Source organism: Mycolicibacterium boenickei, assembly GCF_010731295.1.
GTDB classification, from domain to species: Bacteria; Actinomycetota; Actinomycetes; order Mycobacteriales; family Mycobacteriaceae; genus Mycobacterium; species Mycobacterium boenickei.
The window spans coordinates 1,217,222-1,230,584 of record NZ_AP022579.1; the positions used below are offsets into that span (position 1 = coordinate 1,217,222).

15 protein-coding genes are annotated in these 13,363 nt (G+C 66.8%); 9 read left to right on the forward strand and 6 right to left on the reverse strand.

Going from position 1 to position 13,363, the window contains the following annotated elements:
- The first annotated feature begins 78 nt into the window (after nt 1–78).
- Together G6N57_RS05645 and G6N57_RS05650 are read left to right on the forward strand one after the other, a co-directional pair.
- Nucleotides 79–945 (forward strand): DUF732 domain-containing protein, encoded by an 867-nt coding sequence (locus tag G6N57_RS05645; RefSeq protein ID WP_077739647.1) that lies wholly within the window; start codon nt 79–81, stop codon nt 943–945.
- 286 nt (nt 946–1,231) lie between these two features.
- Nucleotides 1,232–1,669: a hypothetical protein gene (locus G6N57_RS05650; RefSeq protein WP_163646608.1), complete on the forward strand. Its 438-nt coding sequence runs from the start codon at nt 1,232–1,234 to the stop codon at nt 1,667–1,669.
- Between the two features lie 126 nt (nt 1,670–1,795).
- On the opposite strand, the gene G6N57_RS05655 is transcribed toward G6N57_RS05650, so the two are convergent.
- Nucleotides 1,796–2,605, reverse strand: coding sequence for a L,D-transpeptidase (locus tag G6N57_RS05655; RefSeq protein ID WP_077739648.1), 810 nt, complete (start codon nt 2,603–2,605; stop codon nt 1,796–1,798).
- A gap of 165 nt (nt 2,606–2,770) precedes the next feature.
- Between G6N57_RS05655 and G6N57_RS05660 the strand changes: the two genes are divergently transcribed.
- Nucleotides 2,771–3,508 (forward strand): SDR family oxidoreductase, encoded by a 738-nt coding sequence (locus G6N57_RS05660; protein WP_077739649.1) that lies wholly within the window; start codon nt 2,771–2,773, stop codon nt 3,506–3,508.
- A 24-nt stretch (nt 3,509–3,532) separates the two neighbouring features.
- On the opposite strand, the gene G6N57_RS05665 is transcribed toward G6N57_RS05660, so the two are convergent.
- Complete coding sequence (locus G6N57_RS05665) at nt 3,533–3,799, reverse strand: hypothetical protein (RefSeq protein WP_077739650.1); 267 nt, start codon at nt 3,797–3,799, stop codon at nt 3,533–3,535.
- 921 nt (nt 3,800–4,720) lie between these two features.
- Here G6N57_RS05665 and G6N57_RS05670 point away from each other — a divergent pair.
- From G6N57_RS05670 to G6N57_RS05690, 5 genes are read left to right on the forward strand one after another with little or no spacing between them, the layout of a single operon-like run.
- The gene (locus tag G6N57_RS05670) at nt 4,721–7,315 is read left to right on the forward strand and encodes an ATP-binding protein (protein WP_133118342.1); all 2,595 of its coding nucleotides are present in this window, start codon (nt 4,721–4,723) and stop codon (nt 7,313–7,315) included.
- Nucleotides 7,312–7,767 carry a roadblock/LC7 domain-containing protein gene (locus G6N57_RS05675; RefSeq protein ID WP_234815739.1) on the forward strand — a complete coding sequence of 152 codons (456 nt, stop codon included), beginning with the start codon at nt 7,312–7,314 and terminating at the stop codon, nt 7,765–7,767. Before G6N57_RS05670 ends, G6N57_RS05675 begins: the two co-directional genes overlap by 4 nt.
- Nucleotides 7,764–8,141: a DUF742 domain-containing protein gene (locus tag G6N57_RS05680; RefSeq protein ID WP_097926176.1), complete on the forward strand. Its 378-nt coding sequence runs from the start codon at nt 7,764–7,766 to the stop codon at nt 8,139–8,141. Before G6N57_RS05675 ends, G6N57_RS05680 begins: the two co-directional genes overlap by 4 nt.
- The gene (locus tag G6N57_RS05685) at nt 8,122–8,706 is read left to right on the forward strand and encodes a GTP-binding protein (protein WP_077739652.1); all 585 of its coding nucleotides are present in this window, start codon (nt 8,122–8,124) and stop codon (nt 8,704–8,706) included. The genes G6N57_RS05680 and G6N57_RS05685 overlap by 20 nt, the downstream gene beginning before the upstream one ends.
- A 41-nt stretch (nt 8,707–8,747) precedes the next feature.
- Nucleotides 8,748–9,536 carry an MHYT domain-containing protein gene (locus G6N57_RS05690; RefSeq protein ID WP_077739653.1) on the forward strand — a complete coding sequence of 263 codons (789 nt, stop codon included), beginning with the start codon at nt 8,748–8,750 and terminating at the stop codon, nt 9,534–9,536.
- A gap of 1 nt (nt 9,537) precedes the next feature.
- Here the strand turns inward: G6N57_RS05690 and G6N57_RS05695 are convergent, their stop codons facing one another.
- The 3 genes from G6N57_RS05695 to G6N57_RS05705 are packed head-to-tail and all read right to left on the reverse strand — an operon-like array spanning nt 9,538 to nt 10,738.
- Nucleotides 9,538–10,023: an SRPBCC family protein gene (locus G6N57_RS05695; RefSeq protein ID WP_077739654.1), complete on the reverse strand. Its 486-nt coding sequence runs from the start codon at nt 10,021–10,023 to the stop codon at nt 9,538–9,540.
- A gap of 2 nt (nt 10,024–10,025) precedes the next feature.
- Complete coding sequence (locus tag G6N57_RS05700) at nt 10,026–10,364, reverse strand: ArsR/SmtB family transcription factor (protein WP_036443559.1); 339 nt, start codon at nt 10,362–10,364, stop codon at nt 10,026–10,028.
- Nucleotides 10,365–10,414: 50 nt separating this feature from the next.
- Nucleotides 10,415–10,738, reverse strand: a complete 324-nt coding sequence (locus G6N57_RS05705) for a hypothetical protein (protein ID WP_234815740.1) — start codon at nt 10,736–10,738, stop codon at nt 10,415–10,417.
- 255 nt (nt 10,739–10,993) lie between these two features.
- Between G6N57_RS05705 and G6N57_RS05710 the strand changes: the two genes are divergently transcribed.
- Nucleotides 10,994–12,853 (forward strand): hypothetical protein, encoded by a 1,860-nt coding sequence (locus G6N57_RS05710; RefSeq protein WP_077739656.1) that lies wholly within the window; start codon nt 10,994–10,996, stop codon nt 12,851–12,853.
- Nucleotides 12,854–12,868: 15 nt separating this feature from the next.
- Here G6N57_RS05710 and G6N57_RS05715 read toward each other — a convergent pair whose 3' ends face one another.
- Nucleotides 12,869–13,285 (reverse strand): nuclear transport factor 2 family protein, encoded by a 417-nt coding sequence (locus tag G6N57_RS05715; protein WP_077741785.1) that lies wholly within the window; start codon nt 13,283–13,285, stop codon nt 12,869–12,871.
- Nucleotides 13,286–13,363: the final 78 nt, after the last annotated feature.

Below are 13,363 nucleotides of genomic sequence, written 5' to 3' on the forward strand. Positions count from 1 at the left end.
AGCAGCCGCGAGGACCGCACTACGCCAATATGGGCGGCCCGCTGTGCGGGCGAACCGACCGGCATATAACAGGTAGTGATGACCTGCCCGTATTGCGGATCCCCGCTCGATGAAACCGACACCTGCAGCCGGTGCGGACAGCTCCACGGGTCCGCGCCGACCGGGTGGAGGCCGGACCCGACCGCCCGCCACGAAGGCCGCTACTTCGTCACCGGACACCCGACGAATCGAGTGCGCGACGGCAGGACCACGTCGACCGACCCTGTCGGCGGCCGGATGCTGCCCGACTATCTCGAGTTGAAGACGTCAGGCATCCGCTCGACCTGGCTGGGAACCACCGCGGCGGCAGCCATCATCGTGATGACCGCCGCGGTGGTGTGGGTCCTGCTGGTGGCAGGCCGAAGGACGCCACCCCCGCCGGAAGCCGGATACCTTGCCGCCCTGAAGGATGCCGGGGTCAGCGATCAGTTCAATTCCGACGCCAACGCAATCGCACACGGACGGCAGGTGTGCCGTCAACTGGAGGACGGCGGAGCGCAACAGGGCCTGTTGGCCGACAAGATCGCTGTCGACACGTTCTGCCCCAATTTCTCGCAAGGCTTCCATGTGCTCGAAAAGACCACGGTCACAGGCACTTTTGTGCTCTCTGACAATGCGGGCGCGGAAGGCATCGTCTCTGATGGCGAAACATGCCAAGGCGCGAACGGCTACTCCGATGTCAATCCCGGCACGATCGTCACGGTCAAGAACGGCAAAGGCGAGATGCTCGCCACCACCACGCTGGGGACCGGCAAGGGCAGCCCCGCCACCTGCACCTTCACCTTCACGGTGCCATTGACGGAAGGCCAGGATCGCTACGTACTGTCCGTCGGACGGCGCGGCGAGTTCAGCTACAGCTTCGAACAGCTTGTGGCAAAAGGGATCCGGATGCAGCTCGGTCAATGACGTTTGCGAAAATTGCGCCCTTCCGCGCAGTTGCGCCGTTGCCCCGCTCCGCACTATCACGACGCACACCGCCGGTGGGAAACGATGCGGTCACGACTGTGGCTCGCTCGCATTTCAACCCCGCAACCATCTGAGAACTTGTGTAGACACCGATTTCAGACAGTTCTACGGTTCAGCTCGTCACAATTTTCATCGATGTAATTTCCACACGAATCAAAGGAGCTGATCGGGGATGGCCACCTTTGCTCACTTCACGGTCAAAACTGTTGTCAGCACTGGATTGTGCATGACCGCAGCAGCGGCCGCGCTGGCGCTCAGTCCGCATGCCGCGGCAGCCCTGCAACTCAAGACCGGCGGGTACAAGTGCGTCGATGCCGCCGCCGGCGCCGCCGGTGCACCGGGCGCGCCCGTGTGCGCAGCTGCCGCCGTGGAAGCCGCGGGGGTCGTGCCCGCAGCGGCACCCGCAGCCGTGCCCCCGGTGCCCCTGGCGCCGCCTCCGGTTCCCGTGGTGCCTCCGCCGGTGGGAGTTCCGCCGGTACCGCTGGCGCCGCCGCCGGTGCCGGTCGTCCCGGCCGCCGCTCCCGTCGTGCCCGCAGCGGCGCCGGTACCCGCCGCTCCGGTGGCCGTCGCGGCAGGCGCACCGTCCGGCAAGGGTGTACCGACCGTTTCGCCCGGCGGCGGACCCGTCGCCGGAACGCCCACGCTGCCCGGCCCCGCCGAGTAGTTCCTCTCCGCACCATAAAAGGCGCCTGGCTCGTGAGCCAGGCGCCTTTTCCGTGTCTTCAGGTGTCTTCAGGTGAGTGCCTGCAGGTGTGTGGGCTGGCCTTGAACTGTCCCACACCGGGATTCGCTACTCCTGCACGATCACCGGATCGCCGATGTTGACGGTGTTGAAGTACCATTCGGCGGCCGCCGGGATCAGGCTGATGCAACCGTGGCTGGTGTTGTCCAGCCCCATCGACGGCACGGCCCACGGCGCGGAATGCACGAACAGACCCCGGTGGGTGAAGCGGACCGCGTAATCCACGTCGAGGAGGTAGCCGTCCGGCGCATCGACGGGGATGCCGACACTGCTCGAATCCATCTTCACCGTGCGGTCTTTCCCGAGCACCGTGTAGGTGCCGACCGGGGTCGGGTATTCCGGCCGCCCCAGAGAGGCCAGCAGCACCCCGGGTTCGCCGGCGTGCGGCAGGTGGTGCGGTGCCGGCAGGGCGATCGGCGGGTCCTCACCGATCCCGTCGATGGTCACGGTGAAGGTGTGATCGGAGATGTCGGCGACACCGATAACCGCTGGGCCGGTTTGGAATTCCGTCCGCATCCCACCGACCGACAGCATCACCGTGCTGTGTGCGGGCCAGAACTGCGCCGGGGTCCAGGACACGACGTTGGCGTCGAGCCACTCGTAGGTGCCGGTACGCGCCGGTGTCGTCTTCAGCCCGAGGGCACGTTCCACCGACGACCGATTGGTGATCGCGTTCTTGAACGTCACCACCACGGGATGACCGACGCCGACAACGGCGCCCTGGGCCGGTGCGATCGATTCGATGGTCGAGGTCAACGGCAGGCTCACCGCCGCCGTGTCGACGCTGTTCGTACCTCCAGAGAAATAGGTCATGACGACCACGACCAGAACGAGAACACCCTGTACTACCGCGCGCATCAAACCGATCTCTCTGCGATGCCCCCATGATCTTGAACGATGTCATCGTATTGGCCGTGACCTGCCCGAATGTGTAGGCACACGTAGACAATTCGGTCAAGCGTTCATCACGGTTCGGCCACGGTGCCCGGCCGTGCCCGCGTCGCCAGATCTAGGCTTGAGCCCGTGGATCTCGGATTGTCCGGCAAGGCATTCGTGGTGACCGGCGGCAACGAAGGCCTTGGCTTCGCCTCGGCACGCGAACTCCTTCGCGAGGGCGCCGTCGTGACCGTGGCGTCGCGCTCGGAAACCAAGGTCGCCGCCGCGGTGCACCGACTCGATGCGGACTGGCACGGCGCGGTCGAGGGCGTGGCCGCCGACAACGGGGACCCCGCGGCGGCCGGACACCTCGTCGCATCGACCGTCGCGCGGTGGGTCCGGCTCGACGGGCTGGTGATCAGCGTGGGCGGCCCGCCACCGTCGACCGCACTGGCCGCCACCGATGAAGATTGGGAAAGTTCTTTCCGGTCAGTGTTTCTCGGGGCGCTCCGGCTGATCCGCGCCGCGGTCCCGGAAATGCCGGACGGCGGTGCGATCGTCCTGGTCCTGTCGACGTCGGTGAAATCCCCGCTGACCGGGCTCGGGATCTCCAACGGGCTGCGGCCGGGCCTCGCGATGGCGGCCAAGGACATCGCCGACGAGCTGGGGCCGCGCGGCATCCGGGTGGTGAGCCTGCTGCCAGGCCTGTTCGACACCGCACGCGGCGCCGGTGCAGGCGCCCGAGAACTCGGCAACATCCCGCTCGGGCGGATCGGCGATCCGGCCGAGTTCGGCCGAACCGCCGCATTCGTGGCATCGCCCGCGGCGTCCTACCTCACCGGCTGCACGATCGCGGTGGACGGCGGAGCGTTGCGAACGCTGTAGACCCGGCGCGGAACTTCCCTGACGTCAGTCGCCGATGACCTCGGCGCGGGCAGCGTTCAACGTGAGAACGCGGGCGCAGGCCAGCGGGGTCACCAGCGCGTTGGTCCGAAGCCCCGACTGCGCCAGGCGCTGGGACTCCGGATCCGGCTCCTCACCTTCGTCGTCGAACCGGTAGGACGACGGATGCCTGCGTTTGGCCGCGGCGAGCTCACGGGCGTACCGCTGCGACGAACACCAAAGCGGATGCGTCGCCAGCTCGATGACAGTCGAGCCGGCAGCCTTAATCGCCATGTTCAATGACCTCCAGCGGAGCTTCACGGCACTTCTCTTCAGTGCCAAGCGTGCTCGGCCAAGCTGAGACGGTGCATCGAGTTGGCCGTGGACACCTTAAGGATCCCTCTTAAACGTCTTTTACACATCCAAAGAGCTTGAACAGAGACGTAATTCACATTCCTGAATTTGACATTATTTGCTGTGGCTGCTCCGGCAAGTCGAAGCAGGGGCTGCCGCCGCGATGACCTGCGCATCCTTGCGAGGCCGCGGGAAGGTGGCCCGGCCCGCCCGGAGGGCACCTGGCGGCCCCCGCACCGGGCCAGCCATACCCTCCGCGGGGTTCTGATCACGAATCATCCTCCAACACAACGGAATCCGTCAATCCCGATACTCCCGGTACCGGGGAACGGGGCAAACTCGAACCGGGCCAGTCATTTCCGGATCTCGACGAAGCGGTGAAGATCACCCGGGCGCTCCGCCGAAGCTGCGCGGCGACCGGCCGGTAACCGGCCTGTGGTTTGCCGTATATACAGCCATCCGACAAGTGCCGAGGACGCCGCGCCCCGGGGATCGCCCGGCCGGACCCTGCGAGTCTCAGACTGACCGACGCGGTTCGGCTATTTCGGGGTTTTCATGGTCGCCCCCGAAGGTTCCAGCTACCGGATTCCGCTCCTCGCCACAGCCGGCCGTCGCCGACACTGACAGGAATCGGCCCACTTTCTTACATTCGCAAGAAACTCGCACGTAGGGGCGGCCCATAAAATAAGGAAGCGCGCCAGCGAACGCGCCGCCGTTAGCCCCGTCGATGCACAATCGTTACCTATCCTTTAACCTGTCCCGTGGCCGAGCTCCCCTGCTGGAACGTCAATTAGCTCGGTGAAGGGTGGTACGGCTGTGGATGCACATGATCCGAGCGTCGGAGAACATGCGCGTCCGACCGTGACTCGGGCGTCTCGCACATCGATCGAGAGCTGGCCGCTGCGATGGAAGGTTGCGGCGACCCTGGTGTTGCCGATCCTGCTCGCGGCGACGTTCGGCGCTGTCCGTATCTACAGCGAGCTGTCGGCCGCGTCGCGGCTGAACGTGGCATCCGACAACTCGGTGGTCGTCGTGCCTGCCGTCGAGCTGGTCGACCGGCTCGACGGACTGGCCTACGCCGCAGCCTCGGGCGCTCCGCTCGAGGAACCGCTGACACAGTTCGACGAGAGCGCCAAGGCCCTCGACACCCTGATCACGTCCGCCGAGTTCGATCCCACCGCCGCCGCACAGCTGACGGCCGCGACCTCGACCGCCAAGACCCTGCGCGACGACATCAAATCCGGACCGCTCCCCCAGCGGGTGATCGCCGACCGTGCGGCCAACGTGGCATCCGGCGTGGTCTCCGCGATCGCGACGACCACCGGAACCGTCGACGACCGCGTCGTGCGGCCGCTCGCCGACCAACTCGTGGACGCGCTCACGGCGCAACGCGCGCTGACGACGCAGCGGGTGCTGATCGCCAGCCCCGATTTCGCCGATTCCGACGACCTGCGCACCAAGGTGGCGGACGCGGCAGGCGCAGAAGCAGCAGCCATCGACCGGCTCAGCCGGCTGACGCCCACGGATGAAACCGCGGCGTTGTCCAAGGAATCCGACGTTCGTCGCGGCACCTACACGCAGCCGTCCACCGACAACGTGCGCACACCGGCCTTCACCGAGGCGATGCGGGCCAGCGTCGACCAGTACCGCGCGATGACGCAACGCCTGTCCGCCGACCTCGACGGCACGCTGCACCACCGCGCCAACATCTTGCGTTCGGACGCCCTGCGTGACACCGCGATCATCCTCGGCGCCGTGCTTGCCGCCCTCGTCTTCGCCCTGGCGGTCGGCCGCTCGTTGATCCGGTCGATCGGCCGGCTGCGCCAGGGAGCGCTGCAGGTCGCGCAGGTCGAGCTACCTGAGGAGATCGAACGCCTCAGCAAGGGCGGCGGCATGCCGGAGATCCAGACGCTGCCGTTCCGGACCAACGAAGAAGTGGGTCAGCTCGCCCGCGCGATCGACGACATCCACTCCCAAGCCGTCCGCCTCGCCAGCGAGCACGGGGTCCGCCTGCAGATCGGCGACATGTTCGAGACCCTGTCGCGCCGAAGCCGGTCACTGGTCGAAGAGCAATTGGCCCTCATCGAGACCCTCGAGCTCGACGAAGAAGATCCGGTCCGTCTCGATCACCTCTTCCGACTCGATCACCTCGCGACGCGCATGCGCCGCAACGGCGACAACCTGCTGGTCCTCGCCGACACCGTGGAACGCCACCGTGCCGCGGCCCCCGTCGCACTGCCCGACATGCTGCGCGCCGCGATGTCCGAGGTCGAGGAGTACCGACGAGTGCAGGTCGGGCACATGGCCGACGTCTCGATCGCCGGCTCCGCCGCAAGCGACATCGGCCACCTGATCGCCGAGCTGCTCGACAACGCCCTGCGGTACTCGCCGCCGGACTCGCCGGTGATCGTGACGGTCGGGCGCGCGGTCGACGCCGGCCTGCTGGTCGAGGTGGCCGACCGTGGACTGGGCATGTCCAAGGACGACTTGACCGCCGCGAACGAGCGGCTCGCGCTCGGTGGCGAGGTCACATCCGAAACCGCGAAGCGAATGGGTCTTTTCGTGGTCGGCCGACTGGCCCGACGACATGAGGCCACGGTGCGGCTGCGGACCACCTCGGCACTGACCGACCGGCCTGGCGTGACGGCGAGCGTGCACCTGCCGGGCACGCTGGTCACGCCCCTCGGCGTTGGCGAAACCCTGGACGATCTGCGCAACGGCTCGTTCACCGAACCCTCGCCACGGACTGCTCCCGACGGGCGGGGTCCGCACACCAGCGCCGGCATCGGGGCACTGGCCGCGACCAACGGCTCGCCCGGCGCGCCGCCGGCGCAGCCCGAACGCGGACCGGAGGCTGCGGCCCGGTCGACCGCCAGCGGGCTGCCGAAACGGTCGCCAGGTGCCAGCGGTGTGACCGGTATCCCGGCGCCGGTGAACGGGCTGACCGCCCCGGCCCCCGAAGAGCCCGAACGCCCGCAACGCGGAAACCCGCTCTCCTACTTCACCTCGGGCAATGCCGGTTCGGGCGAACCGGACACCTCCACGCCGCAGAGCCAGGAACCCGAGCCGAGCACCGAATCCGAGCCACGGCGCATCGAGGCGGAGAGTTTGGAGAGCGCGCCGATCTTCGAGCGGATGGCCTCCGAGTGGCTGATGGATCCGACCACGCCGGAATCGCGCAGCCGGGTCTGGGCCAGCTCCGCCGACGCCAGCTGGGAAGCCGCGGCGAAAGCCGCGGACCAGGAACCCAAGCGGCACACCGCATCCGGGCTGCCGATTCGCGAACGTGGCGCGCGTCTGGTGCCGGATGAGGCAAGATCGGACACCCAGGCCAGAGCCGACGGCGCCAACGATCCCGCCGCCATCCGCGACATCCTGAGCCGCCAGCTGGCCGGCGTACGCAGGGGCCGAGCCGAAACCGATGCAGCACACAGCCGAATCGAAGGAGATCGATGAACACCGGCACGCAACCACATGAACGGTCCGCGGGGTCTGCTGCAACACCGTCCGGGACCTCCGGCACCCTCGACTGGTTCGTGTCCAACTTCGTCCGCGACGTGCCGGGTGTGTCCCACGCGATTCTGGTGTCGGCCGACGGTCTGCTGATGGCCTCGAACTCGCACCTTCCGTCCGATCGGGCCGAGCAACTGGCCGCGGTCACCTCCGGTCTGGCGAGCTTGTCCACCGGCGCCGCCCGGCTCTTCGAGGCCGGCAACGTACGCCAGTCGATCGTCGAGATGGACGACGGTTTCCTGCTTTTGATGGGCGTCGGCAACGGTTCGTATCTGGCCACCCTGGCCTCGATCTCGTGCGACATCGGACAGGTCGGGTACGAAATGGCGTTGCTGGTCGACCGGGTCGGCAAGACCGTCGAGGCGACGCCGCGCGGCACGCGTGGAGCTCGATGACCCTGAGCATGGACAGACCCGAGCAGAAACGGGCCGCCAGTCGTGCGCGCCCGTACACCCTGACCGGCGGACGAACCCGGGCCCGGGTCGAGGTACCGATCGAAGCTCCGGTGGAGGCCCTGCTGTCAGCCGGTGAACTCGACTGCGCGCCGGGCGACATCCCCGCCGTCATCGTCCGGCTGTGTGACAGCCGGCCGTCGATCGCGGAGATCTCGGCGTACGCCGGTCTGCCCATCGGCGTGACCCGGGTGCTGGTGAGCGACCTGGTGGACAGCGGCCACCTTCGTGTTCACGCCACCCTGACCGACCGCTCGACCGTTGCAGAACGGCGCCTACTGATCGAAAGGACCCTCAGTGGCTTACGCGCACTCTGACTCCGGCCCCACGGTGTCTTCGACGAAGATCGTGATTGCCGGCGGATTCGGCGTCGGCAAGACCACGTTCGTCGGCGCCGTGTCGGAGATCGTGCCGTTGCGCACCGAGGCACTCGTCACGAACGCCTCGCAGGGCCACGACGACCTCGAGGCGATCCCCGGCAAGGAGACCACCACGGTCGCCATGGATTTCGGCCGGATCACGATCGCAGACGACCTGGTGCTGTACCTGTTCGGCACTCCGGGGCAGCGGCGGTTCTGGTTCATGTGGGACGACCTGGTCCATGGTGCGATCGGCGCCGTGGTGCTCGTCGACACCCGCAGGCTCGAGGACAGCTTCGCGGCCGTCGACTTCTTCGAGGCCCGCAGCCTGCCGTTCCTGATCGCCGTCAACGAGTTCGACGACTCCCCGAAGTACAGCATCGACGAGCTGCGCGAGGCACTGTCGGTGTCCCCCAACGTACCCATCATCAATGTCGATGCACGGCAACGTGATTCGGCGAAGAACGCGTTGATCGCCATCACGTCGTTCGCGCTGGAACGTCTTCCGTCGTCAGCGTTCTAGATCCACCGTCCGCCAGTCTCACAGTCTCGAGGAAACCCGTCATGAACCACCAAGTACATCACTTCGACATGGGCCTCTGGCTGCTGTTCCTGGCGTACATCGTCTCGGTGACCGGCTCGGTCGTCGGCCTGGCCTGCACCCGCTGCGGTGCCAGGGCAACCAGCGGACGCGATCGCCTCCGCTGGCTGCTCATGGCCTCGATCGCCATTGGCGGGGTTGGCATCTGGCTCATGCACTTCATCGCGATGCTCGGCTTCGCGATCCCGAACAGCACGGTCCGGTACCACCTCGGCTGGACGATCGCCTCGGCTGTGATCGCGATCGCCGCCGTCTTCGTCGGGCTGATCACCATCGGCCGCGAATTCGACCTGCGCCGACTGCTGGCCGGCGGCGTGATCACCGGCCTGGCGGTCGCGGTGATGCACTACACCGGCATGTGGGCGGTGCAGATGCAGGGCACCATGACCTACGACACCACCCTCGTCGTGCTCTCCTTCGTGATCGCCGTGGTCGCCGCGACCGCAGCGCTGTGGTTCACCCTGGTCCTCAAATCGCGCGGGCTCCGATTCGTGGCCGGCCTGGTGATGGGCGTCGCCGTCGTCGGCATGCACTACACCGGCATGGCCGCGGTCCGGGTGAGTGTCGATCACATGATGCCGGTTCCCGGTGGGCCCGAGGTGTTCTCGTTCCTGTTCCCGGTCTTCGTGATCGGCCTGCTCGCACTCGGCGTGCCGATCACCGCCGTCATGCTGGCTCCCGATCGCAACGCCGAGGAGAGCGAAGCCGAGTCGCGTCCGGTGGCCGCCACGGCCGGCGGCCGGCACCGGTAGGTCAGGCGGCGAGGAGTTCGTCGATCTGGTTGATCGCCGAAGAAGCGCCCTCGACCACACCCATGTCCAGAACCTGCTGAAGTGCTTCGGCGGAGGCGTAGGTGCTGACGTAGACCGCCCGGGTGCCACCGTTGTGTTCGGCGAAGGTGTAGACGTTCTTCGACACCGGCAGCTCGGGGTTGGGGTTGAAATCCTCGTCGGCGAATCCCTCGTCGAACGAGAAGCTCGCCGGCTCGTCGACCGCGGTGATCTCCCAGTATCCCGCGTACTTCTCGCCCTCCGGGCCGGTCATGAAATAGGTGACGCGGCCGCCGGGTGCGAAGCTGTGGTCGACCACGGTCGCCGGGAAAGTCGGCGGCCCCCATACCTTCTCCAGCTGGCGCGGGTCGGCGTACACCTGCCAGACGCGCTGCACCGGCGCGGCGAAGTCCGCGGTGATCGTCAGCGTCAGGTTGTCGAGATCGTGTTTGACATCGGTCACGGGCATGGTCAGTCCTCCTTGGGATCGGATGCGATCAGTTCATCGATACGGGCGATGCGGCCACGCCAAACCTGTTCCAGCTCAGTCAACATGGACGCCACCGACCGCACTGCCTCCACGTCACCGCTGGCCAGCTGCTCACGACCGTTGCGCCGCTTGATGATCAGCCCGGCCTTCTCCAGCACGGCGACGTGCTTCTGCACTGCCGCGAAGCTCATGTCGTACTTCGCCGCGAGCACCGAGACCGAGTGTTCACCGGCCAGGACCCGGCGCATGATGTCCCGCCTGGTCCGATCGGCGAGCGCGTGAAACAGGGCATCCGCCCGGTCCTCATCGCTCTCGGTCACCACTCCAATATACAACCGATTGGTTGTATGTTGTCAAGAGTGTTCGCGGGTCAACCCCAGTACGAGAAGTTGCACACCGGGTTCACCTCGGTCTTGAACGACACGAGTTTGTCGCCATCCATCATGATCGTGCAGGTCAGTGCGGTACTCCCGCCGTCCGCGGCAACCTCCGATTCGAGCTCGTCGTAGACGGGGTACTGCTTCTCCCACGGCAGCGTCACATTCGTCTCGGTCTGCTCCGCGCCGCCGTTGATCCGGTAGCGAATGGTCACCGGAGCGCTGCCACCGGTGACCTTCATGACGGCTGTGCCTACCGGTGGGCCGGTCGGCTCGGACACCTCGGGAGACTCCGATGCCGCGGCGCTCGTCGTCATCGCCACCGGTGTTCCCGTAGTCGTGGTGCACCCTGTGGCCGCCGCGGCAACCAACACAGCACCGACACTCGCCCATTTGAGTCCGCTGCGTCCACGCATACCTGAGACTACGACGGAGTGTCACCTTGGTCGCCAAAACGCCATGCCGACATCAGCCGATGTCATATATTGACCCCGCGTGTGTTCGCGACGGCTGGCATTCCCGCCACCGGCAGCTCCGAACACCATCGCGGAATGTCAAGGGGGACATCGGTAATGGTGAACAGTTCGTGCTGCCCGGAGAACGCCAGACGCATACCGCTGCGGTACGGCCTGTCGGTCGTGGCCATCGGCATCGGCCTCGCGGGCGTCAGTGCGCACCCCGTGGCATGGGCGGATCCCGGCACCACAGGTTCATCGAGCTCGTCGACGTCGTCGGCCTCATCGGGCCAGACCGCGAATCGCTCGACCGCGGGAACCGGCCATGGGCCCAAGAAACCTGCCGGCCGGCGCAGCACAGGGCCGAAGCGGCCGTCGTCACCCACGAAGACCAACGCGTCCGAGACCGCCGACAAAGCTGACAAGACAGCTCCCGGCACCACCGCGGACGACGGCAACAACACCCCCGCCGCCCAGCCGAATTCGGCAGCGCCGCAGCTCGAGTCGATTGCCGACATCGTGCGCGGGAAGCTCCGCGCCATCAAGCCAGCCGGGCCAGCACGGGCCGAGGACACCGAACCGGCCAAGTCCGACTTCTCACCCCGGGCCACCGCGAGGCGCCTCGTGGCGGTCGCCCCCTCGGCGACGCCCGAACCCGAGGAGATCCGTTCCGCGATCTCGGCGGTCACGAGCAAGATCGACCTGCCGGCGAGCAAGGCCGCGCACCCACGGATCACGGCCGTCTTCCAGGCAGCCCCGAAGTCCGCGGTGAGCACCGTTCCGCTCACCGCCAAGGTCGCCGCGGTATCCAGCACCACCGAGACCACTCCGAAACCCCCGGAGCCGTTGTCGCCGATCGCCAAGATCGCCGAACTGCCCGGCCGCATCGTCAACACGGTGCTGCAGGTGCTCGACATCACCGTCTCGGCCAACGGGCCGAAGAGCCCGATCGATTTCGCGCCTGTCAACAACGCCCTCTTCGCGGCGTTCCGCGAGATCGAAGGGCAGCTGGGCCTGACCAAAACGCCTGCCGCGCAACCGGTACCGCCGACGATGACCTACAACGGGCCCACCACCGGCAAGACCCCGACGGTGTCACAGTTCCTCAACGCCGCGACCGCCGCATACGTGTGGGGCGGCACCCCGGGCGACCTGAAACCTTTCGTGGTCGACGGCAAACAGATGGAATCCACCAACGTGCTCACCGGCATGTCCGGCAAGGCGTGGGTGACGCCGGAGGGCCAGATCATCATCGCCTACCAGGGCACGACGGGTGGCACGAACCTGCTGCACAACCCGCTGATCGCGATCTCCCAGGTGATCGCGGACACCCAGGTGATCTTCACCGACACCCCGCCCCAGGCCTTCTTCGACGCAGTGGACTTCGAGCAGGAGGTAGAGGCCGCGGCCATCGCGCAGGGCTACCGCAAGGAAGACATCTTCGTCACCGGCCACTCACTCGGCGGATGGGAAGCCGCATACGTGGCACAACAGACGGGCCTGGGGGGCATCGGTTTCGAGAGCCCCGGCCTCAACACCACGGTGCCGGGCAACGGAGCCGATTCCGGGTTCGTCAACGTCCTCACCTACGGCGACACCGCGGCCTACTTCTCCACCGACCTGCCCGGACTGCAGCCGTTCATGCCCGAGTACGTGCCCGGCGGAGGCAGCAAGCCGCACTACGGCGCGATCGTGATGATCGGCAACCCCGACGCCGCCCTCCCCCTGATGAACTCGGCGGCACTGCTGAACACCGGACCGATCGGCGGCGCCATCTTCGTCGTCGACATCCTGGTGAACTTCCTGCAGTACCACCTGCCCGGCATCCAGGCGTACCACCTGGGCGTCGACCCCGACCCCGGCGTGGTGCCGTGGTTGGGCAACGCATCGGGGCCGGTGAACGCCGACTACGCCGACATGACGATTCCGGAGCTGCAAAAGGCGGCGTCGGATGCGGGGACGCTGATCAGGCCGTGAGCGGCGCGCCGGTGGTCAGGCAGAAGCGGACTCTCGCTGAATCTGTTCCGCGGCTTCCTGTTTGATCTGGTCGAACTGTGCGGCCATGGCCTCGGCCAGGGCGGTGGCGCCGGACAGTGGCCGGACCATCACCATGAAGTCGTCGATCTTGCCGTCGGCGTCGTGGTGCAGGAAGTCGCATCCGGTGATCTTCTTTCCGTCCACCGTGGCCTCGAAGACCAGCGCATGGTCGTGACCGTCGGCATCGGCGATCTCGCGGATGTACCGGAAATCCTTGAACACCCGCATGACCCCGCGCAGGATCGCCGCGGTGATCGGCTTGCCCGGATACGGCTTGAACGCCACGGGACTGGTGAACACCACATTGTCGGCCAGCAGTGCCTCCATCGCGGCCTCGTCACGGGCCTCCACGGCTTCCCGGAACGGATGCATCTGAACCTCCATCACCCAACTCAATCGATTAGCGCGATGCTAGGCGCGGCCAGTTCCCATAGTCAACATTTTGATTAA